Raw genomic sequence first — 26,506 nt, 5'->3', positions numbered from 1 at the left:
AAAAAAGTTTATATAAACAAAAAACCCTTCCGTTTTGGAAGGGTATTTATCTATATTTTAAAGAATATTTAATGCTGAAGTTCCTCTTCTCCGTCTTTTAACGGAATATTTTGAGGTACAAAGTCATCATCATGACCTGGTTTACTATAATCATAAGCCCAACGGTGTACATGAGGAATTTCTCCTGGCCAGTTACCGTGCATATGTTCAACAGGAGCTGTCCACTCTAAAGTAGTTGAACGCCATGGGTTTTGTACTGCTTTCTTTCCAAAGAAAATACTAGCAAAGAAATTGTATAAGTATACAATTTGTACTGCACCACCAACTAAAGCAAAAATAGTAATGATAACATTTACATTAGCTAAATCATCAAATAATGGAAAATTACTGTTAGTATAATAACGACGTGGTAAACCCGCCATTCCTATAAAATGCATTGGAAAGAAAACCCCGTAAGCACAAACAGCTGTTACCCAGAAGTGAATATATCCTAAATTCTTATTAAGCATTTTACCAAACATTTTTGGATACCAGTGGTAAATACCAGCAAACATACCATACAATGCAGATATACCCATTACTAAGTGAAAGTGAGCAACTACAAAATAGGTGTCATGAACGTTAATATCTAAAGCACTATCACCTAGAATAATTCCTGTTAAACCACCTGTAATAAATGTTGATACAAAACCAATTGAAAATAACATGGCAGGATTCATCTGGAGGTTACCTTTCCATATGGTGGTAATCCAGTTAAATGCCTTAACGGCAGATGGAATTGCAATTAATAATGTTGTAAACGTAAATACAGATCCTAAGAATGGATTCATTCCCGACACGAACATATGGTGACCCCATACAATTGTTGATAAGAATGCAATAGCTAAAATTGAAGCAATCATTGCACGGTATCCAAAGATTGGTTTACGTGAGTTTGACGCCATAATTTCAGACACTAGTCCCATTGCTGGTAAAATTACAATATAAACCTCAGGATGACCTAAAAACCAGAATAAGTGCTCAAACAATACAGGAGAACCACCTTGATAATGCAATACCTCGCCTTGAATAAATATATCTGATAAGAAGAATGATGTTCCAAAACTTCTATCCATTATTAATAATAAAGCTGCAGATAATAAAACTGGAAATGAAATTACACCAATTACAGCTGTAATAAAGAACGCCCAAATAGTTAAAGGCAATCTTGTCATAGACATTCCTTTTGTTCTTAGGTTTAAAACTGTAACAATATAGTTAAGCGATCCTAAAAGTGACGATGCAATAAATATAGCCATAGATACTAACCATAAAGTCATACCCATACCTGAACCACCTTGAGCCATTGGTAAAGCACTTAATGGCGGATAGATAGTCCAACCAGCAGCTGCAGGTCCTGCCTCAACAAATAATGAGATAACCATTATTACACTAGATAGGAAAAATAACCAATACGAAATCATGTTTAAGAAACCTGATGCCATATCTCTTGCTCCAATCTGTAACGGAATTAATAAGTTACTAAACGTTCCACTCAATCCTGCTGTTAAAACAAAGAATACCATGATTGTACCGTGTATTGTTACCAATGCCAAATAAATATCGGCATCCATAACACCATCTGGTGCCCATTTACCTAGCAATGCTTCAAAAATCACATTAGGTTCTTCTGGCCATGCAATTTGCATACGGAACATTAATGACATTATTACACCAATAACTCCCATAATAGTACCTGTGATTAGGTACTGCTTTGCAATCATTTTGTGGTCTTGACTAAATATATATTTAGTTACAAACGTTTCTTTATGATGATGTCCGTGGTCGTCGTGAGCGTGAGTATCTGCGTGTGCTGACATAATCTTATATCGTTTTTTCTTTTTTTATTAGTTAATTAGAGAGTTTTTGAATTCTTTTTGCTCTTTAATCCAAGCATCATATTCTTCTTGTGTTTCTACTACAATTTTCATTTGCATGTTGTAGTGAGATTTTCCACAAATTTTATTACAGATTAAAACATAGTCAAATTCATAGCTTTCTAAAGCCTCTTCTCCTTTGGCTATTAATTTCTTACTGTTTTCAACTCTAATTTTATTAATGTTTTGAACTTTCTCTACCATTTCAGGTGTTTGCCTCATGTCTGAAGTAGTTACTGTTGGTGTAAAACCAAACTGAGTAATCATACCAGGAACACAGTTCATTTGAGCTCTAAAGTGTGGCATATAAGCAGAGTGCAATACATCTTGAGAACGCATTTTAAATAATACCGGTTTTCCAACAGGTAAATGTAATTCTGTAGTAATTACATCATCTTGTGCATTAGGATCAGATTCGTCTAAACCTAAAATATTAGCACGATCAATATCAATTAAACGAACATTAGCTTTACCTAAAGTATTATCGGCTCCGGCGTATCTAGCTTTCCAGTTAAACTGTTGCGCATATAATTCCACAACTAATGGGTCATCACTTTCATCAACACCCATAATATTAATCCAAGTGTTTAATCCGTAAATAATTAAACCTGCTAAAACAATTACAGGAATGATTGTCCATATTGCTTCCAACTTATTGTTGTCAGCAAAAAACAAAGCTTGTTTTCCTTTTTCGCCTTTATATTTAAACGCGAAATAGTGTAATAAAAACTGTGTAACCGTCTGTACAAAAAAGATAAGAGCCATAGAAATGACCATCAAATTATCAATTGTAGGACCATGTGCTGATGCCGAGTTAGACATCAAAGGTAAATCACCCCATTTTACACAGCATACAATGGTTATTACATAGATGAACGCTAAAAAGCCCATCATTAAATATCCGTTTAAGGTATTATCCTTATCTGTAGCAACTCCTGGAATATCATTTCCACCCTTAGCTTGTGCTAAATCGAATATTTTAACCATTTGCCATATGGCGATTAAAATAAATACTAAAACTATAATTGTTAATAAAGCAGTCATTGGTATTGTTCGTCTTTATTTAATTCTTTAATTAATAATGAAATTCTTCGCTTTCCTTTCTAAAAGGATATCTTTTTACAAGTAATGGCGCTTTTGTTAAAGCTGTAAACACTACAAATATAAATAAGCCAGCGAATAATAATATTGAGCTAATTTCTGGAATCCCAATAAACCATCTGTCACCAACTGTTGCAGGCATAATCATATTAAAGATGTCAATATAGTGACCGAATAAAATTACCAGACCTGTCATTACAACAAACCAAGGTACACGTTTGTAATCGGCATTCATTAACATCAATATTGGGAATACAAAGTTTAAAGCTACCATACCTAAGAATGGTAATTTATAATCGTTGAATCTAGTTATAAAGTAAGTTACCTCTTCTGGTATGTTTGAATACCAAATAAGCATAAATTGTGAGAACCATAAATACGTCCAGAAAATACTAAAAGCGAACATGAATTTTGCAACATCATGTAAGTGATTCTCATTTACAAATTCTAAATGTCCTCTAGATTTTAAGTATAATGAAATTAATGCTATAACTGTAATTCCACTTACAAACATACTAGCAAACACATACCAACCAAATAAAGTAGAGAACCAGTGAGGGTCTACACTCATAATCCAATCCCAAGACATCATAGATTCAGTGTAAATAAAGAATACTAAGAATCCTGCAGCAATACGGAATGACTTTTTAAAGTTTCTATTATCATCTGCAGTATCTTGAGCAATTGAAAATTTACGTGAAAAATGACGATATAATACCCAGCCTCCTAGGAATATAAGACCTCTAACAAAGAACATAGGTTTGTTTAACCAACCGGCTTTTCCAGCAACTAGTTTATCATAATTTTCATGACCTTCTACTGTCATTCCTTCTTTTAACCAAATAAATAAATGACTATCGGCAAAAAATGCTATAGCCAAAACAATTAAACCACCTGGCAACAAATACGCTGTAATACCTTCCATTACTCTGAAAAGCACAGGAGACCATCCAGCTTGTGAAGCTATTTGTATAGCGTAAAAAGCTAAAACTCCTAAAGCAATCATCATAAAGAAGAATGCTGCTACATATAAAGCAGACCAAGGTCTGTTGTGAACTTGGTGCATAACATGCTCAACATGTTCTGCATGAGCATCACCAGAATGAGCTTCTTCACCATGAGAATCTGCGGCATGCGTATCATCAGTAGTTTCTTCATGATGCACTGCTGCTTCTCCATGACCTCCTCCGTGATGTTCTTCTTCAGCAAGCATGTGCTCCACTTCTTCAAAAGATTTATGAGATGTCATAAAACCATAACCTACACCTAATGCTCCTAAAACCATTAAAATGATAGAAAATGTCTTTAATTTTTTTGAAAATGTATACATATCTATATAATCTTATCTTCTTACTTTTCTAAATCTGCTTTTAACTTTAACACGTATGATACTACTTGCCAACGCTCTTCTTCTTTTAACTGATTAGCGTAGGATCCCATACTGTTTTTCCCGTAATAAATAGTGTGATAAATACTCCCAGCTGTAATAGCTCTACCTACATCATCATAACTTGGAATACCAAGTATTTTTTCACGTTTCACCAAGTTACCTTGTCCATTACCTTTATTACCATGACAAATACCACAGTAAATATCATAAAGTTCCTTACCTCTATCTAAATCTACCTGTGTAGAATCTAAAGGATTTACTAAGGTAGTTTTTGCCAATTCATACCCTTCAGTTGTATTTTCAATATCAAAAGGAATATAACCTCTAGCTACAGATCCTTCAGCAGGCAACTGTGCTTCAACCCCATTAGGGAACGCCGCTTCACCATAAGTTTCATATCCTTCAGACTCATACATGTTAGGCATGAACTGATAATTAGGTGCTGTACTTTTGTTACAAGAAACAGCTACAAAAACAACTGCAATTGCTAATATTTTAATTAAGCTTTTCATATTACTATATTAATGCGCTTCTTTATCAACTAAATTAATTTCTACCGCTCCAGTATCTTTAAGTAAACTTTCAAGTTCACCTTCATTTCCATGAACTGCAATTTCCATTAAAAAATGATCATCAGTTGTTCTAGGATCTGGATTTTCAGCCTTTTTAAATGGCCACATTCTACTACGTAAGTAAAATGTAATTACCATTAAATGCGCTGCAAAAAACACCGTTAATTCAAACATAATTGGCACAAATGCCGGCATGTTTTCTATATAACTAAAACTTGGTTTACCACCAATGTTTTGTGGCCAGTCTTCAATCATTATGAAATTCATCATAACTATAGCAACTGTTAACCCTACTAAACCGTACATAAATGCTGTAATAGCAATACGTGTAGGCGCTAATCCCATAGCTTTGTCTAGACCATGCACCGGAAAAGGTGTGTAAATTTCCTCAATATGATGCTTTTCTGCCTTTACCTTTTTAACGGCAGACATTAACACATCATCATCAGTATAAATAGCGTGAATTACTTTTGAAGCTTCCATATGCTACTTTTAATTTTTTGTTTCTTTATTACTATCTCCTGAAGTTCTAGAGTCTGCACCAGTTCCTACTAAACTATCACCAGCTTCTCTTATCTTCTTATATCTTTCTCCGGAAGACTTTAAAATTGTTTTTACCTCAGCCTGTGCAATTACAGGAAATGTTCTTGAATACAATAAGAATAACACAAAGAAGAATCCTATAGTACCTATAAATATTCCTATATCAACAAACGTAGGTGAGAACATAGACCATGAAGATGGTAAGTAATCTCTGTGTAATGATGTTACAATAATTACGAAACGCTCAAACCACATTCCTATATTTACAACTATTGAGATAAAGAATGAGAACATTATACTTGTTCTTAGTTTCTTGAACCACATAAACTGTGGAGAGAATACGTTACAAGTCATCATTGCCCAATATGCCCACCAGTAAGGTCCGGTTGCTCTGTTTAAGAATGCATATTGTTCATATTCAACACCAGAATACCATGCTATGAATAACTCTGTAATATATGCTACACCAACTATAGAACCTGTAATCATAATTACAATGTTCATTAACTCAATGTGCTGTACTGTAATATAATCTTCAAGGCTACACACTTTTCTCATAATAATAAGAAGCGTGTTTACCATAGCAAAACCAGAGAATACCGCTCCGGCAACAAAATAAGGAGGGAATATGGTTGTATGCCATCCTGGAATAACAGAGGTTGCGAAATCAAACGATACAATTGTATGTACAGAAAGTACTAAGGGTGTTGCTAAACCAGCAAGTACCAAAGATACCTCTTCAAAACGTTGCCAATCTTTAGCTCTACCAGACCATCCGAAAGATAATAATGAATAAATCTTCTTTTGGAAAGGTTTAATAGCTCTATCACGTAACATAGCAAAATCAGGAAGTAAACCTGTCCACCAGAATACTAATGATACCGATAAATATGTTGAGATTGCAAATACATCCCAAAGTAACGGTGAGTTAAAGTTAACCCAAAGTGAACCAAATTGGTTTGGAATTGGCAATACCCAATATCCTAACCAAGGACGACCCATGTGAATGATTGGGAATAAACCTGCTTGAACAACAGAGAAAATTGTCATTGCCTCTGCAGAACGGTTAATTGCCATTCTCCATTTTTGACGGAATAATAATAGTACAGCAGAAATAAGTGTCCCTGCGTGACCAATACCTACCCACCAAACAAAGTTTGTAATATCCCAAGCCCAACCTACGGTTTTATTTAAACCCCAAGTTCCAATACCTGTAGATATAGTATAAATGATACATCCAATTCCCCAAAGAAAAGCGGCTAATGCAATGCCAAAAACAATCCACCATTGTTTATTTGCTTTTCCTTCTACAGGTTTGGCAACATCCACAGTAACATCGTGGTATGATTTCTCTCCTGTAACTAAAGGTCTTCTAATAGGTGCTTCGTAATGAGACGCCATAATTATATAATTGATTCTTTAATTAGATTTATGCTTCTGTTGTATTTCTCACTTTTGTTTGATAAATCACGTTTGGTTTTGTTCCTACGTGCTCTAACAAATGATACATACGGTTATCTTCTTTAAGTTTTGCAACTTTACTTTCCTTATCGTTGATATCTCCAAACGTCATCGCTCCACTATTACAAGCTGCAGAACATGCTGTTTGAAGTTCTCCATCTTTAATGGCACGTCCGTCACGTTTAGCATCTAAAATAGTTTTCTGTGTCATTTGAATACACATAGAACATTTTTCCATAACACCACGAGAACGTACTACTACGTCTGGATTTAATACCATGCGTCCTAAATCATCATTCATATGATAATCAAACTCATCATTACTAGTATATAAGAACCAGTTGAAACGACGTACTTTATAAGGACAGTTGTTTGCACAATATCTTGTACCTACACAACGGTTATATGCCATGTGGTTTTGACCTTGACGACCATGTGATGTTGCCGCTACAGGACAAACAGTTTCACAAGGCGCATGGTTACAGTGCTGACACATTACTGGCTGGAATGCTACTTGTGGATTATCTGCTGGAGATTCCATTTCACTAAACTCACTTAATGAGCTTCCTAAACCTGCAATATTATCTTTCTTATCATTATCACCTTCAAAAGAATCTTCAGATGAATAATATCTATCTATACGTAACCAGTGCATATCACGGCTACGACGTACTTCTTCTTTACCTACAACAGGAACATTATTTTCAGCGTGACATGCAATAACACATGCTCCACATCCTGTACAAGCATTTAAATCTATTGATAGGTTGAAATGATGTCCAACAGAACGATCAAATTCATCCCATAAATCAACATCTGGAGATGTTACCGGAGTTGGTTTGTGATCTAATGACACCATTGGCATTGGATTCCAAACACTAGATTTCTCTGTATTAAATACTTCTAAAGTAGTTTCTTTAACAATGTCTCCACGTCCCATTAAGGTATTGTGTAACTGAACACAAGCAAACTCATGAACACCAGAAGCAGCTTCAACAGTTACATTCTGAACATTATTAAAGTTATTATATAATGCATAGGCATTAACACCTGTTTGCATTTCATCTTTTAATCCATTAGTTCTACCATATCCAAATGATAAACCAACCGAACCTTTAGCTTGCCCTGGCTGAATCATTACAGGAACAGTAATTGTTGTTCCGTTAGCTGTAACGTTAGCATAACTACCATTTAAAGCACCAGTAGCCTCGTGTGTATTTTCTAAACCTAGAGCATCTGCATCAGCTTTAGAAACTGTTAAATAGTTATCCCAAGATGTTCTTGTAATTGGATCCGGAAACTCTTGTAACCATGGGTTGTTAGCCTGTTGACCATCTCCCATACCTACTTTTGTATATAAACTTAACTCAATGCCTCCATCAGATTTTACAGATGATGCTAAAGCACTTGCTGCATTTCCTGCAGGCGCTTCTGCTTCTTCTGAAGCATCAGTAGTATCTTCAGTTTCTGTTGCAATTGTTCCAACATAAACACCATCATGTAATGCTTTATTGAAAGAACCACCGCTTAAAATACCTGTTCCCCAAGTATCTTTAATATAATCTAAGTAAGACACATCATTTGCAGTCCACTTAAGTAAAGATTCTTGGAATTGTCTTGTATCAAATAAAGGGCGAATTGCAGGTTGCGTTAAAGAATAATGTCCTTTCTTTAACTCTACATCTCCCCAAGATTCTAAATAATGAGGTGCAGCTCCAATATAATTTGCTAATGATGACGTTTCATCTGATTTCATTGAGAAGGCCACAGAGAATGTTTTACCCAAACCTTCAGCAAAATCAGCAGCATTTGGCAAGGTATAAACAGGATTTACACCACTCATAATAAGCACACCCACTTTACCAGCGTTCATATCAGCAACTAAAGCGGCAACATCTTTATCGTTACCTTGTCTTGTTTTAATTGGTGTATTTGGATTGAAAGCTTTACTAGATAAAGCTTCATTTATTTGAAGTGCAACTGTTTGTGCATTTACATCTTGAATACCTGTAACAACAACCCCATTGCTTCCAGCCCTTTTAAGTTGAGAAGCTGCATTTTGAACTGCTTCTTCTACCTTAGCAGGCAAATCTTTACCTGAATAAGAACCACCAACAACTAAACTATGTAGTTTAGCTAAAGCTAATTTTTGTTGACTTGGAGTTAATGGTACACGCTTATCGGCGTTAGCTCCTGATAAAGACATGTTTGATTCAAACTGAATATGTCGAGACATTTTACCATGATCAGGAACTCTGTTCTTTGAATATCCTGAATCAAATCCACCACCTTGCCAATCTCCTAAGAAATCAGCACCTACAGATACGATAGTCATCGCTTTAGCGAAATCGTAATCTGCTAATCCGCGTTCTCCGTATTTAGCTTGGTATGCGTCTAATGCAGCTGATTCTGAAACAGCATCATAAACTACATGACGAACATTACCATATTTTTCTTTGAACTCAGAGATTAACTTACTTGTTGAAGGACTGGCAAATGTTTGTGTTAATAACACGATATCTTTACCAGAACCAGCAGCTTTAGTTAATTCTGCAATTACTTCAGCATCTAAATCTTCCCAAGAAGTAGACTCACTACCTTTTCTAGGACTTTGAATTCTTAAACTGTCATACAAGCCTAAAACCGAAGCGTTAACTCTGGCATTAGCACTACCATTGGTAGCTGCCAAAGCATTATTCTCAATTTTAATTGGACGACCTTCACGAGTTTTTACTAAAACACTTGCGAAATCAAATCCATCAGCAACAGTTGTTGCATAATAGTTAGATACACCAGGAATAATTTCTTCTGGCTGTACTACGTAAGGAATTGATTTTTTCACAGGTCCTTCACAAGCAGCTAACGACGCAGCAGCTGTACTAAAACCTACATATTTTAAGAAATCGCGACGAGTTGTAGAACTTGTTTCCAAAGTTTCTTTATCTCCCAAAAATTCATCTACAGGAATTTCTTGAGTAAACTCGTTTTGTTTTAGCGTCTCAACAATAGAGCTATTTTCGTTTAGCTCTTCAACACTTTTCCAGTATTTCTTGTTTGATGACATATTATATAATTGAATTACTTCTTACTAAATTAATAATGACACTTACCACATTCCAGTCCACCCATTTCGGCAACTGTTAACTTCTCTACACCATACTTTTTAGACAATTCTTCATGAATCTTATCATAGTACGCATTATCTTCAACCTTCACATTTGTGGTTCTGTGACATTCAACACACCATCCCATTGTTAATGGCGCATGCTGATATAGCACTTCCATTTCTTCAACTGGACCATGACATGTTTGACACTCTTGCCCACCAACAGAAACGTGTTGTGAATGGTTAAAATAAACAAAGTCTGGCAAGTTGTGAATTCTAACCCATTTAACTGGCTCACCTTCACTTACATACTTTTGCTCTTCATCACTCCATCCAGCAGCAGTATAAAGCTTTTGAATTTGCTTGTCATAGAATTCTTTAGAATGCTCTGGAGTAGTTTCTCCATTATATTCTGAAATGGTTTTATGACAGTTCATACAAACATTTAATGATGGAATACCTGATGTTTTACTAACTCTTGCAGAGGAGTGACAGTATTTACAATCTATTCCATTATCACCTGCATGAATTTTATGCGAGAAATGAATTGGTTGCACTGGCTGATAACCTTGATCTATACCAATTTGCATGAAATAACCAAAAGCAAAATAAGCACTAGCTAATAAGAAAAATATTGCCGTAACTAACATTAAGAATTGGTTTTCAACAAAAGCTTTCCAAAGTGGTTTTCTACCGGTAGCTTCAGGTAAATCAATATCTTGAGCCGCAGCAAATCTGCGCAGTGTTTTGTTTACTAAATATAACCCAGCAGCTAACAACACAAAAAGAATTGCTAAAGCACCTAGAATAAGTTCGTTTGAAATACCGACAGATTCAGAAGTAGTTGTTTGTGCAGCAGCAGCTCCAGTAGCAGCTGCAGGAGCAGCCTTTTCTTGAGCTGTATAAGCTAAAATATTGTTCAAATCTTCATCAGATAATTGAGGAAATGCCGTCATAGCAGCTCCACCAAAATCATTATACACTTTATTAGCATATGCATCTCCAGACTTAACTAAAGCCGCACTATTGCGAATCCAAGCATAAATCCAGTCTCTATCTAAACCTTGATCATCAGCTAAACGTTGTTCAACATGACGTAATGCAGGACCTGTCATTTTCTTATCTAAATGATGACAAGCAGCACAATTGGTATTGAATATTGATTTTCCTTTTGCCGGATCTCCGTCTTGAGCAGACAGCGAGGTTGTAAACGCTAATAAAATAATTAGGCTAAAACGAAGAATGTTTCCGCCCAATCTACGGTGAATCACCTGTTTCATATTATTGGTTAAATTAACTTCTAATCTTTGGTATGATTTTTTCATAAAACATGACAAATATCATACTTCTAAAATCTCACGCAAAAGTAATATTTAAAGTCGATTTTAGAAATGTTAGGGAAGTGTTATTGCTAATTTAGAGGCATTCTAAATAAATAAAAGAACTATAGTTTAATTTATAACGTATACATTTGTATAAATAATTAAAAATGATGAATTTGAGTTTAAAGTTTAAAGTATTAACAGCTATTTGCTTATTTTTATGTGTTGTCAATAAAGGCTATTCACAGCAAGGTCATGTTGAAATTAATCAAGATAAAAATATAGATGCATTATTACGTCTTAAAAAGGATATTAATAAGGACGAAAACAATTCAGACAGATATAAAATTCAAATTTATAACGGAAATAGGTCTGATGCTTATAAAGCAAAAGAGGAGTTTCATGAATCTTTTAGTGATTGGAAATCTAGAATTGTATACGAATCACCTAACTTCAAAATTTGGGCCGGTAACTTTAGAACTCGCTTAGAAGCAGACAGAGCTTTAAAACGTATAAAACGAAAGTTTCCAAGCGCATTTATTTTTAAACCGAAGAAGGAGAAAAACAATTAACAAGTCATAAAAAAAGCGAACCAAATGGTTCGCTTTTTATTTTATTATAAATTGAAATACATATTTCTATTTCAACGTTTTCTTAACGGCTACTTCTTGGAAAGCCTCAATAATATCACCTTCCTTAATATCGTTATAGTTTTTCACTTGCATACCACAATCGTATCCTTTTGATACTTCCTTAACATCGTCTTTAAATCGTTTCAACGTTGTTAACTCACCCGTAAATACTACAACACCTTCTCTAATAAGACGCACTCCAGAGTTTCTGAATATCTTACCATTAGTTACCATACAACCTGCAATGGTTCCTACTTTAGAAATCTTGAATGTTTGTCGAATTTCAGCTGTACCAGTTATCTCTTCCTTAAATTCTGGAGACAACATTCCTTCCATTGCATCTTTCAAGTCATTAATAGCATCATAGATAATTGAGTATGTTCTGATATCTATTTCTTCCTTATCAGCAATTTGGCGTGCATTACCCATTGGCCTTACATTAAACCCAATAATAATGGCATCAGAAGCCGATGCTAATAAAACATCACTCTCTGTAATGGCACCAACACCTTTGTGCAAAATATTTACTTGAATCTCTTCTGTTGATAGTTTTTGGAACGAATCTGTTAAGGCTTCAACCGAACCATCCACATCACCTTTAAGGATAATATTAAGCTCTTTAAAGTCTCCTAAAGCAATACGTCTTCCAATTTCATCAAGTGTAATATGACGTTGTGTTCTAACAGATTGTTCACGTTGTAATTGAGAACGTTTAGTAGCAATAGCTTTTGCTTCACGTTCGTCTTCAAATACATTAAACTTATCACCTGCTTGAGGTGCTCCATCCAATCCTAAAATAGATACTGGCGTTGAAGGACCTGCTTCTTCTACATTATTTCCACGCTCATCATGCATGGCTTTAACTTTACCACTATGCTGACCTGCTAACACATAATCTCCAACTTTTAAAGTACCGGCTTGCACCAAAATAGTAGACACATAACCACGCCCTTTATCAAGGAATGCTTCAACAACAGTACCAACTGCAGGCTTATTTGCATTAGCTTTTAATTCTAATAATTCAGCTTCTAGCAAGACTTTTTCAAGCAATTCACTTACCCCAGTTCCGTTTTTAGCAGAAATATCATGAGATTGCACTTTACCTCCCCAATCTTCAACTAATAAATTCATATTAGCAAGACCTTCTTTAATCTTTTCTGGGTTAGCAGCTGGTAAATCTATTTTATTAATAGCAAATACAATAGGCACTCCAGCAGCTTGCGCATGAGATATAGCCTCTTTAGTTTGTGGCATAATATCATCATCAGCAGCAGCAACAATAATTGCTATATCTGTTACTTGTGCTCCACGTGCACGCATTGCGGTAAACGCCTCGTGACCTGGTGTATCTAAGAAAGCAATTTTTTGTCCGCCATCTAACTCTACCCCATAAGCTCCAATATGCTGAGTTATACCACCGGACTCACCGGCAATAACATTTTCTTTTCTGATATAATCCAGAAGCGAAGTTTTACCATGATCTACGTGACCCATTACGGTAACAATTGGTGCTCTTGAAGTTAAATCTTCTTCTTTATCTTCAACAACCTCAATTGCTTCTTCAATATCAGCCGTAATAAATTCTACTTGATATCCAAACTCTTCAGCAACAATAGTTAATGTCTCAGCATCTAAACGCTGGTTCATGGTTACCATCATTCCTAAAGACATACATGCCGATATAATTTCAGTCACTCCAACATCCATCATAGTAGCAACTTCACTAGCAGTAACAAACTCTGTTACTTTGAGTATTTTACTTTCTGCTGCTTCTGCTTGTAATTCTTTTTCGGTTTGATCTCTATGTTGATCTCTTTTTTCTCTACGATATTTAGCTCCTTTTCCTTTAGAAGATTTTCCTTGAAGTTTTTCAAGTGTTTCGCGCACTTGTTTTTTCACATCTTCTTCACTAGGCTCTTCTTTAACAATATTTCTACGGCCTTGTCCTGGTTTACCTTTAAATCTATCGTTTCCTCTATTTTGTCCAGGACCTCTTTGACCTGGACCTCTATTGTTTCCAGATTGTGGGCCACCAACTTTACTAATTCTACGACGCTTTTTCTTAGTTGCATCACCAGTCTTAGCTTCTGGCTTCTTTTCTTCTTTCTTTTTCTTAGGCTTATTAAATTGAGATAAATCTATTTTATCTCCTGCAATTTTAGGACCAGTTAGTTTTTTGTATTGAGTTTTAACCTTTTCTTCTACTGGAGGCACCTCTTCATTCGAAATTTCCTTCACAGGCGCTTCTTCCTTCTTTTTAGGCGTTTCTTTTTTAGGAGCCGGTTTTTCTTCAACCTTAGCAGCTGGTTTTTCTTCTTTTGGCTTTTCAGCAACAGGCTTTTCCTCTTTTACAACTTTAGCTGGTGCTTCTTTAACTGGCTCTTCCTTTTTAACTTCTTCTTTTTTAGCTTCTGCCTTTTTGGGAGACAAATCTATTTTTCCAACAGTTTTAGGACCAGAAATACTACCAGAAGCTTTTACAACTTCTTCTTCTTTTTTGGCTGCTTCTTTTTGTTTTGCCTCAAGCTCACGTTCGCGTTGCTCTCGCAATGCATCTTTCTCCTTTTGCTTTGCTTCACTAACTTCTTTAGACGCCACTTTTTTGTTAGCATCCGTTTCAAATTCATCAGAAAGAATTGCGTAAACTTCTTCAGAAATTTTTGTAGTTGGACGCTTCTCAATCTCAACGCCCTTAGAATCTAAAAATTCTACAGCACGATCTAAGGAGATATTAAGCTCGCGTAATACTTTATTTAATCTAATTGTCCCAGCCATAAATTGCCTTTAAAATACTCAAATATATGCGTTATTCTTCAAATTCTTCTTTTAGAATTCTTATAACATCGTTAATTGTTTCTTCCTCTAAGTCAGTCCTTTTCACTAAGTCGTCTACCTCTTGTTCTAGTATACTCTTAGCGGTATCTAAACCAGCCTTACTAAATTCTTGAATGATCCACTCTTCTATTTCATCAGAGAACTCCCTTAACTCAACATCTTCTTCTGCTCCTTCTCTAAACACATCAATTTCATAGCCAGTTAATTGACCCGCTAAACGAATATTATGACCACCTCTACCAATAGCTTTGCTAACTTCTTCTGGTTTTAAAATAACCTCAGCACGCTTGGTTTCTTCATCAATTTTTATTGATGTAACTCTTGCAGGGCTTAAAGCTCTTGTAATGTATAATTGTAAGTTGTTTGTGTAATTAATTACATCAATATTTTCATTCCCTAATTCACGAACAATTCCATGAATTCTTGAACCCTTCATACCAACACAAGCTCCTACAGGATCAATTCTGTCATCATAAGAATCAACTGCTACCTTAGCTTTTTCTCCTGGTATTCTCACTACATTTTTAACTGTAATTAAACCATCAAAAACTTCTGGAATTTCTTGTTCAAATAATTTCTCTAAAAACACCGGAGAGCTTCTAGACATTAATATAGTTGGTTTTGCCCCTTTAAGCTCTACCGTATCAATAACACCTCTTACATTATCTCCTTTTCTGAAAAAATCTGAAGGTATTTGTTTGTCTTTTGGCAACACTATTTCATTACCCTCATCGTCTAATAAAATCACTGCTCTATGACGAATATGATGAACTTCTGCCGTGTAAATTTCTCCTACTAAATCTTTAAATTGCTTATAAATTATAGTATTGTCATGCTCATGAATTTTTGAAATAAGATTTTGGCGTAATGCTAAAATGGCTCTTCTTCCTAAATCAATAAGTTTTACTTCCTCAGACACATCCTCACCTACTTCAAAATCTGGTTCAATTTTTCTTGCTTCAGATAATGAAATTTCTTGATTTGGTTCTTCAACTTCACCATCAGCCACAACTATTCTATTTCTCCAAATTTCTAAATCACCTTTATCAGGGTTTACAATTATATCGAAATTATCATCATCGCCATATTTCTTTTTTAAGGCGCTTCTAAACACATCTTCTAAAATGGCCATTAACGTTACTCTGTCAATTAGCTTATCGTCTTTGAATTCCGAAAAAGATTCAATTAACGCAACATTTTCCATAACTCTTACTGAATTAAAATTTAATCATAACTTTTGCTTCTACAATATCTTTGTAAGCGATATTCGCTTCCTTTGTTACAGTTACCTTGCCTTTCCCAATTGGTTTAGGCTCTCTAACTTTCCACACTAGTGTAATATTTTCATCTGAGGCACTTGAAAGTGTTCCTTCAAATTTATCAGATGCTGTTTTTACTTTTAGTGTTCTATTTAAATGTCTTTTATACTGACGTTTATGAACTAAAGGTGAAGTAGCTCCAGCAGACATAACATCTAGAGAAAAATCTTGTTCTTCTCTATCAAGATTATGCTCTATAGCTCTGCTAATAAACATACAATCTTCAACCAAAACTCCGTTATCACCATCTACCACAACTTTTATTTGATTACCACCTTCAATAGAAAAATCTATTAGAAATAAATCGGGTCTGTCATTTAATGCAGCTTCAAGTAAATTTTCAACCGTAGTTTTAAACATTTTTTAGTATAAAAAGAGGGGACTTTCCGTCCCCTCATTATCATTACTTTGTCTTTCAACGCTGCAAATATATGATTTTTAATTTAATTTATAAACCCTACAACAAAAATAGTGAGAACTAAAATTTTTGCTTGACCTCACCTAAATTTAGGTTCTAAACAAACTAATCATTCACGAACTCGCTTATAAAAACAAAAAACCCTAACTATTTTCATAATTAGGGTTAAATTAACGTTGGCCTACTAGGGCTCGAACCTAGACTCTTCTGGACCAAAACCAGACGTGTTGCCAGTTACACCATAGGCCATTGTGTAATTGAGGGTGCAAATTTAGTACAAAGTTTTATCTGTACAAATATTTTTTGAAAAATAATTATTAAAGGGCAGCGTTTACCTAAAAACACTGGCAGTATTTACATTTTGAATATGCTTTTTTAGTAATAATAATGACTTGAAAGGTAATTATGTTAAGACAAACTAAATAGTAATGTCTCATTTCATATTTATTATTAAATTCGCCAAAGCAAATAAATACTGAATTTTATGGCCAATTTAAACTTTAAAAAATGGAATACACTTTTAGGATGGTTCTCTTTTTTAATAGCTCTTATAACTTATAGTTTAACGGTTGAACCTACAGTTAGTTTTTGGGATGCGGGTGAGTATATTTTAACATCGGCTAAATTACAAGTTGGACACCCTCCAGGAGCTCCTTTGTTTCAAATGCTTGGAGCATTTTTCTCAATGTTTGCTTTTGAACCTTCGCAAGTTGGTTTTATGATGAATATGATGAGTGCTGTTGCCAGTGCATTCACTATTTTATTCATGTTCTGGACTATTACACTACTACTTAAAAAACTAGTTGGTAGTTCTGATGACAATCAACCTAAATCCATGGCTGTTTTAGGTAGTGGGCTTGTAGGAAGTTTAGCATTCACATTTACGGACTCGTTTTGGTTTAATGCTGTAGAGACCGAGGTTTATGCTATGGCTACATTAATAATGTCTGTGCTTTTCTGGTTAGGATTACGTTGGGAACAAGATATGGATACACCTCGAGGAAACCGTTGGTTAATCCTTATTTCGTTTGTTATTGGGTTATCATTTGGCGTTCATTTCATGGGACTATTAACTATTCCAGCCATTGGCCTTATCTATTATTTTAAAAACTACAAAACCGTTACACTTAAAAACTTTATTATAGCCAATGCGGTTTCGGTAGCCGTATTGTTATTCATTTTCAAACTATTAGCTCCTAATATTCTTAAGATATTCAGTGTTTCAGAAATCTTTTTTATAAATACTATTGGGCTTCCGTTTAACTCTGGTACTGTTATAGCAGGCATTCTATTGGTAGCTCTTATATATTATGGATTAAAATTCACGCGTCAAAAACAATACAATCATTTAAACACAGGCATCCTTTGCCTGACCTTTGTAATAATAGGGTTTTCAACTTGGCTAATGCTACCCATACGCGCCAATGCTAATGTGGTAGTTAATGAAAATAACCCTTCTAGTGCTCGTGAACTTTTAGCGTATTACAACTTAGAGCAATACCCAGAAACACATTTGTTTTATGGGCCTATGTTTACAGATCAGTATGCATCTTTAGATGAAAACAATCCTTATATAGACGGTAAACCAAAATACGAAAAGGACGAAGAAAAAGGGGAATATATAATTGTTAACGACTGGAAAAACTCCAGACAAAATTACAATTCAGAACACGCCTCTATACTTCCAAGAATGTGGAGTAGCGAACATGCAGACAATTATATGATGTTTTCTGGGTTTTTAAATTTTAAGCTAAAACCAGAACTCCAGATGGATAATGAATTACGAGCAATGGTTGCCAACTTCAAAAAGGAAGTTATGGAAGGCAATGTTGATTATGAAGATTATAGTAATTTTTTAAAGCAAAATGCTGTTAGATATTTTGATGTTGAAAAACCCTCTTTAGGTAGCAATCTTGCTTACATGTTTGAATACCAATTAGGTTACATGTATTGGCGCTATTTTATGTGGAACTTTGCTGGTAGACAAGATGATATTCAAGGCAAGTATGATGACCACGGGAACTGGATAAGTGGCATCAAGCCATTAGACGTATGGCATTTAGGGGTTTCTCAAGATAATTTACCAAGTGATGTTGAAAATAATAAAGCTAGAAATACCTATTACTTACTACCTCTAATTTTAGGACTCATTGGGTTTTTCTTCTTATTCAACAAAGACAAAAAACTCTTTTGGGTTATGTTAGTATTTTTCTTGTTCACAGGAATAGCAATTCAAGTATATACCAATGTACGCCCTTTTGAACCTAGAGAACGTGATTATTCAGTAGTTGGGTCATTTTATGTATTTGCTCTTTGGATTGGGTTTGGTGTTTATGCTATTTATGATACTCTTAAAAATCATATTCCAAAGAAATTAGCAGCCCCAATAACAACAATTGTTTGTTTAATTCTTGTTCCAGGTATTTTAGCTGCTAACAATTGGGATGACCATGACCGTTCAGACAAATATACTGCCAGATCTATGGCTAAGAAGTATTTAGACTCTTGTGCAGAAAACGCCATACTTTTTACCATTGGAGATAATGATACGTTTGCGCTCTGGTATGCTCAAGAAATTGAAGGTTACCGTACCGATGTCAGAATTGTAAACACCAGTTTATTTCAAACAGATTGGTATATAGATCAAATGAAGCGTAAAGCTTATGAAAGCGACCCAGTGCCATCACAATTAACACATGAGCATTACAAACATGGCACCAATGACTATGTTAGAATTGCCCCAATATCACAAGATACAATTCAAATTAAGGAAGCTTTAAACTTTATTAGCAGTGATAATCCTAAAACTAGGTTTAAATTTTATTTGCAAAATTTTGCCCAAGAAGATATAAGCAGATACCCTTCTCAAGAACTTAATAATAGATATTTACCAACCCAATTTTTAAGACTTCCTGTGAATAAAGACAATGCTCTTAAACATGGCATTGTAAAAGAAAAAGACGCCCATAAAATGCTGGATTATATTGATATTAAATTAAGCGGAGGCGCACTATACAAAAACAGACTTTTAATGTTAGATATTGTAGCCAATAATGAGTGGAAACGCCCAATATATTTTACAGGTGGAAGCTTTGGTGATGACGACTATATTTGGATGAAAGACTATCTGCAATTAGATGGTATGTGTTACAAATTAGTACCTATTAAAACTCCGGTTGATAGGGCTAATCCCTTTGACATGGGACGCGTTGATGCAGACCTTATGTATGAAAAAGTAAAAACTTGGAACTGGGGCAATAGTGGCAGTCCAGATATTTATCATGATGTTGAAACTAGAAAAAATTCTATAACCTATAGAGGGAACTTAGCCAGACTAATGGAACAGCTAATTAATGAGAACAAATTGAATGAAGCCGAAGAAGTGGCAGATATTGCCATGACCAATATGCCTGTTAATTACTTTGGATATTACACCCTTTTAGAACCTTATATTAGTGCTTATTATGAAGTTGGGAATAAAGAAAAAGCACAAAAGCTATTTAAAGATGTTGCTGTAAAATATCAGGAAAATTTAAAATACTACAGTACGCTAAAACAACAAAATCAAGAACGTGCTTTTGAAGAAATCTATACTAATATTCAACGATACAAAGCACTTGTTGATATTTTAATTGGCTATGACATTGAATTTGCAGAAGCTGAAGGAGAAATTTTTAATAATCACTTAAGAATGTTTAAACATTTTTATGGAGAAGAAGACGAACAACAGCCAGTTGACAAGGACATCAAATTACCTTCTGATAGCTTGCCAATAGAACAAACCACTGATAGTACAAATTAAGGCATGACCTTAGCACCTATAAAAACACCTGTTGTTGCGAAAAAGATGTTCCCAAATTACATTTGGGACATCCCTGTAACAGACAAATCTATTTACTTAACTTTTGATGATGGACCTACCCCTGAAATCACTCAGTGGGTTTTAAATTTATTAAAGAAATATAACGCCAAAGCAACTTTCTTCTGTATAGGTGAAAACATTGAAAAGCACCCTGATATTTTTCAAAACATTATCGAAAATGGTCATAGTATTGGCAATCATACACAAAACCACATTAAAGGTTGGAAAACAAATAGTAAGGACTATTTAAAAAATATAGCGGATTGTGAAAGTGAATTTAAAACACATATTACAAATCCAAAATCGTCATTCATAAAACTTTTCAGACCTCCGTATGGGCAAATCACTCCTAAACAAGGAAAAAAATTAATTGCAAAGGGTTACAAAATAATCATGTGGGATGTATTGTCTTTTGACTGGGACAAATCAGTGAACAATGAAACCTGTCTAAAAAATGTAATTTCAAAAGCAAAAGAAGGAAGTATTATTGTTTTTCATGATAGCATTAAAGCTTCAAAAAATATGCAATATGCGTTGCCAAAAGTTTTAGAATACTTTACTGAAAAAGGTTATGAATTAAAGGCAATCTCTTAAATATACTCCTGAATAATACTTATAAGTGAATTGGCATCTAACTCCCCACTCTGCCGCCATTTCATCTCGCCGTCTTTGTAGATTATTAAAGTTGGCAGTGTTTTAACCCTTAAAGCATCAGCTAATTCTTCATTCTTTTCAACATCAATTTTAATAACTTTTGCTTTATCACCAAGTGCTGCAGCAACATCTCTTAAAACTAGATGCATTGCAGTGGATTGATCATTCCAGTCTGTATAAAATTCTAATAAAACTGGAATTTCGACATCTATAAGTTCCCCAAATTTCGACATACTATTTAGTATTTATTGGTAAAATACTCTATTACAAACCTACACATTTTTTTTATCATTTGGCCAATCTCTTAAAAATCAAGGTTTGTCTATGTCTAATTTATTAAAAAACCATGAAAGACACAATTATATTAGAACAACTTTAACTATGCCTTCTTCGTGCCTTTTTTAAGTTCTATAACAGTTATTTCTGGCCATATACCAACACGCCCCGGAAAAGCCAAATAACCAAATCCACGATTTACATTTATATATTGCCCCAATTCTTCATAAATACCAGCCCAATACTTGTAGCGCCACTTAACAGGGCTCCACTTAAACCAACCCGGGATTTCAATTCCAAACTGCATACCATGAGTATGTCCGCTTAAAGTTAAATGGTAATGGTAATCATCTTTTATAACCTCTTTTTCCCAATGAGAAGGATCATGACTCATCAATATTTTAAAGTCATTTTTTTGAATTTGAGAAGAAGCTTTCCTCAAATCACCTGCTTTTTTAAAACCTCCAGCACCCCAATTTTCAACGCCTACTATTGCTATGCGTTCACCATTTTTTTCAATAAATCGATGTTCATTCAAAAGTAAATCAAAACCTATTTCTTTTTGAACCAATTTTAAATCTTCTAAATTTTGGTTTTTTGCTTCTTCTGATTCCCACCTAACATAATCTCCATAATCATGATTCCCTAAAACAGAGTACATACCATCTTTTGCTGAAAGCTTACCGAAAACCTCCATATAAGGCTTCATCTCAGTTGCCTTATTATTCACCATATCTCCAGTAAACAAAATAACATCACTTTTTTGTTCATTAATTAAGCCAACTGCATAATCAACCTTTTCCATATTGTCAAAACTTCCTGAATGAATATCACTTATCTGGGTAAGTTTATAACCGTCAAAGGCATCGGGCAAGTCCTCAAAATGCAATGTGTATTTTAGAACTTTGTAATTATATTTACCCCTATAAATACCGTAAAGAATGGATGCAAAAGGAATGGCAGCTATCCCCAAAGCAATCTTAGAAATAAAAGCTCTTCTAGAAGGCATATAGTTTCCTTTTGCAACTTCTCCTTCAGTAAAATATCTGTAAATAGCATGCGGTACTCTAAAAACATCTTCGGCAAACATAATCATAAGAAGCATTATTTTAGGAACTAATAAGGCAATTAGAAAACCGAATGCGTATGCATGTGCATTACCAAAATCATCTCTATTTAAATTGAATAATCTATATATAAAATTTCCTATTACCAAGAGAGATAATACCCAATACAAAATATTTAACCAATTGCTTTTAGAAACTGTTTTAAATGCTTGATAAGCGTAAACATCAATTATTCCAAAGATAAGTATGAAAATTATCCAGCGTAGCATGTTCTTTTTTTACATCAAATATAGTGGTAATCTAAGTTTCTGTTTAAAAACAATGATTTATTTAACTAATAGTTAAGATTTTGATTTATTTAACTAATGCTTAAGAAATATTCTTTAATATAGACTTTATGATTTTTATCGCAGACTCAGTTTGAAGAGAGTCTCCATATCCTTTTATACTTTCATTTTTAAATACCTTTTTAGAGGCTGAAGCATGAATTTCGTCAAAACCAAAATCCTTAAATAGCTTTGCATTATTGGCGCTTATACCACAACCCGGCAGTATAGTAATGTTCCCTTTTGACATCTCTTTTAATTGTTTTAGTAAGTGAATGCCTTTTTCAGCAGTGAGTTCTTGACCAGAAGACAATACTCTATTCACCCCCATTTCAATAAGGTCTTCAAGAGATTTGGTTGGGCTTTTAACTAAATCAAAAGCGCGGTGGAATGTAAATGACAATGGCTTTGATAGCTCAACCAACTCTTTGGTTCGTTCAATATCAATGGTATTATCATAGCATAAAACTCCCGAAACAATACCATCACAACCTAACTGTTTACACACCTGAATATCTTGTCTCATGATATCAAATTCATCTTTAGAAAAGACAAAATCTCCACTTCTTGGTCTAATTAAAACAAAAACAGGGATTGATACAACTTGAATTACTTGTTTTAATAACCCAAATGACGGTGTTATGCCACCAACTGATAATTCCGAACACAATTCAATACGATGTGCACCTGCCTCTGTTGCATTAATTGCAGATTGATACGAATTTGCACAAACTTCAAGAATCATATTATTTACCTATTAAGTAAAGATTTATAAATAGCAAATTCCGAATAATAAATCACAAATCAAAAATAGTTTTGTAGCTTTGGTTTCCTATCAAAACAAAATCAATGTCAGATCAAAAACGTCTTTTCTTAGTAGATGCTTATGCACTTATTTTTCGAGGTTATTATGCCTTTATAAAAAACCCTAGAATTAATTCAAAAGGAGAGGATACCTCAGCTATAATGGGTTTTATGAATTCACTCTTAGATGTTATAAAAAGAGAACGCCCAGACCATTTAGGAGTTTGTTTTGATAAAGGAGGAAGCGCAGATAGAGTTGAAATGTTTGAAGCTTACAAAGCAAATAGAGATGAAACTCCCGAAGGTATAAAAACAGCCATTCCGCATATTCATAATATTTTGAAAGCAATGCATATCCCTATTATGGTAAAAGAAGGGTATGAAGCCGATGATGTGATTGGAACCTTATCTCGTCAAGCGGAAAAAGAAGGTTATAAAACCTATATGGTAACACCAGATAAAGACTTTGCACAATTAGTAACCGATAATATTTTCATGTACCGCCCTGTTTTTGGAGGTGGTTATGAAACGTGGGGGATTCCTGAAGTTCAGAAAAAGTTTGAAGTAACAGACCCTCTTCAAGTTATTGACTTCTTAGGCATGATGGGAGACTCTAGTGATAATATCCCAGGACTTCCGGGAGTTGGAGAAAAAACTGCTAAAAAATTCATTGCTCAATTTGGTTCTATGGAAGGTTTACTAGCCAATACTGATCAGCTAAAAGGAAAAATGAAGGAGAAGGTTGAAGCCAATGGCGAATTAGGATTGCTTTCAAAAAAGCTAGCAACTATTATGCTAGATGTTCCAGTGACTTTTGACGCAAAAGATTTTGAATTGGATCACCCAAATATAGAGGCTGTAAAACAAATATTTCAAGATTTAGAATTTAGACGTTTAACCGAAAATTTCTTAAAAACTTTTGCAGGTAATGGAGAAACTGCGCCAACTGAAACTTCAGTTGCGCCAGCGGAAACCAAAACTACGCCAAAACCAACTTCTTCTGCAGGAGCAGGACAATTTTCCCTATTTGGGAATGAGGAAGAAGACACTGCAGAAGTTGTTTCAGAATACACAAGAAAAACATCAGAAACAGCACCTCATTTTTATCAATATATTAATACTCCATCCTCCAAAAGGTTGTTTATTAAAAGTCTTTTACAACAACCTAGCGTTTGTTTCGATACCGAAACTACGGGTCTAAATCCTTTAACTGCTGAATTGGTTGGCATAGCATTTTCATGGGAAACTGGTAAAGGGTTTTACCTGCCTTTTCCAGAGGATAAAAATGAATCTCAAAATCTTATAGAGGATTTAAGACCGTTTTTTGAAAACGAAAACATTGAGAAAATTGGTCAGAATTTGAAATATGATATCAAGGTTTTAGCAAAATATAATATTGACGTTAAAGGCAAGTTATTTGACACCATGTTGGCTCATTATCTAATTAATCCTGATATGAGACACAACATGGATGTTTTAGCTGAAACCTATTTGAATTACACACCAATTTCTATAACAGAATTAATTGGCAAAAAAGGGAAAAACCAACTCTCAATGAGGGAAGTAGATTTAGAAAAGCAGACTGAATACGCGGTTGAAGATGCTGATATCACCCTCCAGCTAAAAGAACATTTTCAAAATGAATTAGGCGAAGCCAACACTCAAAAGTTATTTGATGACATTGAAATTCCATTGCTTCGTGTTTTAGCGGCTATGGAAATAGAAGGCATCAATTTGGATAAAAAGTTCTTAAATTCTTTGTCTGAGGATCTAAACAACGACATTACAAATCTTGAAAAAAAGATTTATGATGCAGCTGGTGAGGAATTCAATATTGCCTCACCAAAGCAGTTAGGTGTCATTTTATTTGAAAAACTTAAATTAGTTGACAAACCTAAAAAGACTAAAACAGGACAATACGCAACCTCTGAAGATATCTTATCGTATTTAGCCAAAGAGCACGAGATTATTCAAAATATTTTAGACTTTAGAGGACTCTCAAAACTTAAAAGCACCTATGTAGATGCTTTACCAAAACAGGTAGAAGAAAGTACAGGAAGGGTTCACACAGATTATATGCAAACGGTAGCCGCTACAGGGCGTTTAAGCAGTAACAACCCTAATCTTCAAAATATTCCTATTCGTACTGAACGTGGTCGACAAGTTAGAAAAGCTTTTGTTCCGCGCAATGAAGATTATACGCTATTGGCAGCCGATTATTCTCAAATAGAATTGCGCATTATCGCTGCTTTGAGTAAGGAAAAAACCATGATTGAAGCTTTTAAAAACGGAGAAGACATTCATGCATCTACGGCTTCAAAAGTGTTTAATATTCCCATAAATGAAGTGTCTAGAGAACAACGAAGTAATGCCAAAACTGTGAACTTTGGTATCATCTATGGCGTTTCTGCTTTCGGTTTAAGTAATCAAACTAATCTTTCTCGTTCAGAATCCAAAGAACTGATTGACACCTATTATGCTACTTATCCTCAATTAAGAAATTACATTAGTGAACAAGTTGATTTTGCTCGCGACAATGGTTATGTACAAACTGTTTTAGGCAGACGTAGATATTTAAAAGATATTAATTCTAGAAACGCTGTGGTTCGTGGCGCTGCCGAACGTAATGCTGTAAATGCACCAATACAAGGTAGTGCAGCTGACATTATTAAAATTGCCATGATTAACATTTATAATAAATTGAATGAAGGTGATTTTAAAACTAAAATGCTATTACAAGTGCATGATGAATTGGTATTTGATGTTTACAAACCTGAATTGGAAACCATTAAAACTTTAGTTAAAACCGAAATGGAGAATGCTTATAAATTAGAAGTTCCTTTAGATGTTGATTTAGACATTGGAGATAATTGGTTAGAGGCGCATTAAAATAAATTAAAGA

The 26,506-nt window shown here is 34.5% G+C and carries 18 protein-coding genes and 1 tRNA gene; 4 read left to right on the top strand and 15 right to left on the bottom strand.

All coding sequences use genetic code 11. The features are described from left to right. Positions 1 to 68: 68 nt before the first annotated feature. From FUA22_RS13050 to FUA22_RS13015, 8 genes are read right to left on the bottom strand one after another with little or no spacing between them, the layout of a single operon-like run. Entirely contained in the window at positions 69 to 1,859 is a 1,791-nt protein-coding gene (locus FUA22_RS13050) for a cytochrome c oxidase subunit I (RefSeq protein ID WP_147768995.1), read from the bottom strand. Positions 1,860 to 1,886: 27 nt separating this feature from the next. Beyond that, positions 1,887 to 2,960, bottom strand: coding sequence for a cytochrome c oxidase subunit II (locus tag FUA22_RS13045; RefSeq protein WP_147768994.1), 1,074 nt, complete (start codon positions 2,958 to 2,960; stop codon positions 1,887 to 1,889). Positions 2,961 to 2,991: 31 nt separating this feature from the next. Further along, positions 2,992 to 4,347 carry a quinol:cytochrome C oxidoreductase gene (locus FUA22_RS13040; RefSeq protein ID WP_147768993.1) on the bottom strand — a complete coding sequence of 452 codons (1,356 nt, stop codon included), beginning with the start codon at positions 4,345 to 4,347 and terminating at the stop codon, positions 2,992 to 2,994. 20 nt (positions 4,348 to 4,367) lie between these two features. Beyond that, a complete protein-coding gene (locus tag FUA22_RS13035) occupies positions 4,368 to 4,919 on the bottom strand; it encodes a c-type cytochrome (RefSeq protein ID WP_170309911.1) in 552 nt (183 codons plus the stop codon). 9 nt (positions 4,920 to 4,928) lie between these two features. Further along, positions 4,929 to 5,462: a DUF3341 domain-containing protein gene (locus FUA22_RS13030; RefSeq protein WP_147768992.1), complete on the bottom strand. Its 534-nt coding sequence runs from the start codon at positions 5,460 to 5,462 to the stop codon at positions 4,929 to 4,931. 9 nt (positions 5,463 to 5,471) lie between these two features. Further along, positions 5,472 to 6,923 carry an NrfD/PsrC family molybdoenzyme membrane anchor subunit gene (gene nrfD, locus FUA22_RS13025; protein WP_147768991.1) on the bottom strand — a complete coding sequence of 484 codons (1,452 nt, stop codon included), beginning with the start codon at positions 6,921 to 6,923 and terminating at the stop codon, positions 5,472 to 5,474. Between the two features lie 28 nt (positions 6,924 to 6,951). Continuing rightward, entirely contained in the window at positions 6,952 to 10,047 is a 3,096-nt protein-coding gene (locus FUA22_RS13020; RefSeq protein WP_147768990.1) for a TAT-variant-translocated molybdopterin oxidoreductase, read from the bottom strand. Positions 10,048 to 10,076: 29 nt separating this feature from the next. Further along, positions 10,077 to 11,369: a cytochrome c3 family protein gene (locus FUA22_RS13015; RefSeq protein ID WP_147769085.1), complete on the bottom strand. Its 1,293-nt coding sequence runs from the start codon at positions 11,367 to 11,369 to the stop codon at positions 10,077 to 10,079. A gap of 212 nt (positions 11,370 to 11,581) precedes the next feature. Between FUA22_RS13015 and FUA22_RS13010 the strand changes: the two genes are divergently transcribed. Further along, on the top strand, positions 11,582 to 11,983 hold the full coding sequence (locus tag FUA22_RS13010) for an SPOR domain-containing protein (RefSeq protein WP_170309916.1): 402 nt from the start codon (positions 11,582 to 11,584) through the stop codon (positions 11,981 to 11,983). 66 nt (positions 11,984 to 12,049) lie between these two features. On the opposite strand, the gene infB is transcribed toward FUA22_RS13010, so the two are convergent. From infB to FUA22_RS12990, 4 genes are all read right to left on the bottom strand, one after another. Beyond that, positions 12,050 to 14,818 (bottom strand): translation initiation factor IF-2, encoded by a 2,769-nt coding sequence (gene infB, locus FUA22_RS13005; protein ID WP_147768988.1) that lies wholly within the window; start codon positions 14,816 to 14,818, stop codon positions 12,050 to 12,052. Positions 14,819 to 14,849: 31 nt separating this feature from the next. Next, positions 14,850 to 16,082, bottom strand: a complete 1,233-nt coding sequence (nusA, locus tag FUA22_RS13000; RefSeq protein WP_147768987.1) for a transcription termination factor NusA — start codon at positions 16,080 to 16,082, stop codon at positions 14,850 to 14,852. A 13-nt stretch (positions 16,083 to 16,095) separates the two neighbouring features. Further along, a complete protein-coding gene (rimP, locus tag FUA22_RS12995) occupies positions 16,096 to 16,557 on the bottom strand; it encodes a ribosome assembly cofactor RimP (RefSeq protein WP_147768986.1) in 462 nt (153 codons plus the stop codon). A 234-nt stretch (positions 16,558 to 16,791) separates the two neighbouring features. Continuing rightward, positions 16,792 to 16,864, bottom strand: a tRNA-Gln gene (locus FUA22_RS12990). 235 nt (positions 16,865 to 17,099) lie between these two features. Between FUA22_RS12990 and FUA22_RS12985 the strand changes: the two genes are divergently transcribed. Together FUA22_RS12985 and FUA22_RS12980 are read left to right on the top strand one after the other, a co-directional pair. After that, positions 17,100 to 20,417, top strand: coding sequence for a glycosyltransferase family 117 protein (locus FUA22_RS12985; protein WP_147768985.1), 3,318 nt, complete (start codon positions 17,100 to 17,102; stop codon positions 20,415 to 20,417). Positions 20,418 to 20,420: 3 nt separating this feature from the next. Then, positions 20,421 to 21,071, top strand: a complete 651-nt coding sequence (locus tag FUA22_RS12980) for a polysaccharide deacetylase family protein (protein WP_147768984.1) — start codon at positions 20,421 to 20,423, stop codon at positions 21,069 to 21,071. Here the strand turns inward: FUA22_RS12980 and FUA22_RS12975 are convergent. The 3 genes from FUA22_RS12975 to FUA22_RS12965 form a co-directional block, all read right to left on the bottom strand. Continuing rightward, positions 21,068 to 21,364 (bottom strand): thioredoxin family protein, encoded by a 297-nt coding sequence (locus tag FUA22_RS12975; RefSeq protein ID WP_147768983.1) that lies wholly within the window; start codon positions 21,362 to 21,364, stop codon positions 21,068 to 21,070. The two genes, FUA22_RS12980 and FUA22_RS12975, sit on opposite strands and share 4 nt — an antisense overlap. 146 nt (positions 21,365 to 21,510) lie before the next feature. Further along, a complete protein-coding gene (locus FUA22_RS12970) occupies positions 21,511 to 22,743 on the bottom strand; it encodes a metallophosphoesterase (RefSeq protein ID WP_147768982.1) in 1,233 nt (410 codons plus the stop codon). 100 nt (positions 22,744 to 22,843) lie between these two features. After that, positions 22,844 to 23,545: a copper homeostasis protein CutC gene (locus FUA22_RS12965; protein ID WP_147768981.1), complete on the bottom strand. Its 702-nt coding sequence runs from the start codon at positions 23,543 to 23,545 to the stop codon at positions 22,844 to 22,846. 104 nt (positions 23,546 to 23,649) lie between these two features. Here FUA22_RS12965 and polA point away from each other — a divergent pair, with 104 nt between their 5' ends. Continuing rightward, positions 23,650 to 26,493, top strand: coding sequence for a DNA polymerase I (gene polA, locus FUA22_RS12960; protein ID WP_147768980.1), 2,844 nt, complete (start codon positions 23,650 to 23,652; stop codon positions 26,491 to 26,493). Positions 26,494 to 26,506: the final 13 nt, after the last annotated feature.

Source organism: Seonamhaeicola maritimus (genome assembly GCF_008056315.1).
Lineage (GTDB): Bacteria > Bacteroidota > Bacteroidia > Flavobacteriales > Flavobacteriaceae > Seonamhaeicola > Seonamhaeicola maritimus.
This window is presented reverse-complemented; position numbering and strand designations above follow the sequence as displayed.

Coding starts and splice junctions, on each gene's coding strand:
- FUA22_RS13050 (WP_147768995.1), bottom strand. CDS start 1,859: ATGTCAGCACACGCAGATACTCACGCTCACGACGACCACGGACATCAT.
- FUA22_RS13045 (WP_147768994.1), bottom strand. CDS start 2,960: ATGACTGCTTTATTAACAATTATAGTTTTAGTATTTATTTTAATCGCC.
- FUA22_RS13040 (WP_147768993.1), bottom strand. CDS start 4,347: ATGTATACATTTTCAAAAAAATTAAAGACATTTTCTATCATTTTAATG.
- FUA22_RS13035 (WP_170309911.1), bottom strand. CDS start 4,919: ATGAAAAGCTTAATTAAAATATTAGCAATTGCAGTTGTTTTTGTAGCT.
- FUA22_RS13030 (WP_147768992.1), bottom strand. CDS start 5,462: ATGGAAGCTTCAAAAGTAATTCACGCTATTTATACTGATGATGATGTG.
- nrfD (WP_147768991.1), bottom strand. CDS start 6,923: ATGGCGTCTCATTACGAAGCACCTATTAGAAGACCTTTAGTTACAGGA.
- FUA22_RS13020 (WP_147768990.1), bottom strand. CDS start 10,047: ATGTCATCAAACAAGAAATACTGGAAAAGTGTTGAAGAGCTAAACGAA.
- FUA22_RS13015 (WP_147769085.1), bottom strand. CDS start 11,369: ATGAAACAGGTGATTCACCGTAGATTGGGCGGAAACATTCTTCGTTTT.
- FUA22_RS13010 (WP_170309916.1), top strand. CDS start 11,582: ATGAATTTGAGTTTAAAGTTTAAAGTATTAACAGCTATTTGCTTATTT.
- infB (WP_147768988.1), bottom strand. CDS start 14,818: ATGGCTGGGACAATTAGATTAAATAAAGTATTACGCGAGCTTAATATC.
- nusA (WP_147768987.1), bottom strand. CDS start 16,082: ATGGAAAATGTTGCGTTAATTGAATCTTTTTCGGAATTCAAAGACGAT.
- rimP (WP_147768986.1), bottom strand. CDS start 16,557: ATGTTTAAAACTACGGTTGAAAATTTACTTGAAGCTGCATTAAATGAC.
- FUA22_RS12985 (WP_147768985.1), top strand. CDS start 17,100: ATGGCCAATTTAAACTTTAAAAAATGGAATACACTTTTAGGATGGTTC.
- FUA22_RS12980 (WP_147768984.1), top strand. CDS start 20,421: ATGACCTTAGCACCTATAAAAACACCTGTTGTTGCGAAAAAGATGTTC.
- FUA22_RS12975 (WP_147768983.1), bottom strand. CDS start 21,364: ATGTCGAAATTTGGGGAACTTATAGATGTCGAAATTCCAGTTTTATTA.
- FUA22_RS12970 (WP_147768982.1), bottom strand. CDS start 22,743: ATGCTACGCTGGATAATTTTCATACTTATCTTTGGAATAATTGATGTT.
- FUA22_RS12965 (WP_147768981.1), bottom strand. CDS start 23,545: ATGATTCTTGAAGTTTGTGCAAATTCGTATCAATCTGCAATTAATGCA.
- polA (WP_147768980.1), top strand. CDS start 23,650: ATGTCAGATCAAAAACGTCTTTTCTTAGTAGATGCTTATGCACTTATT.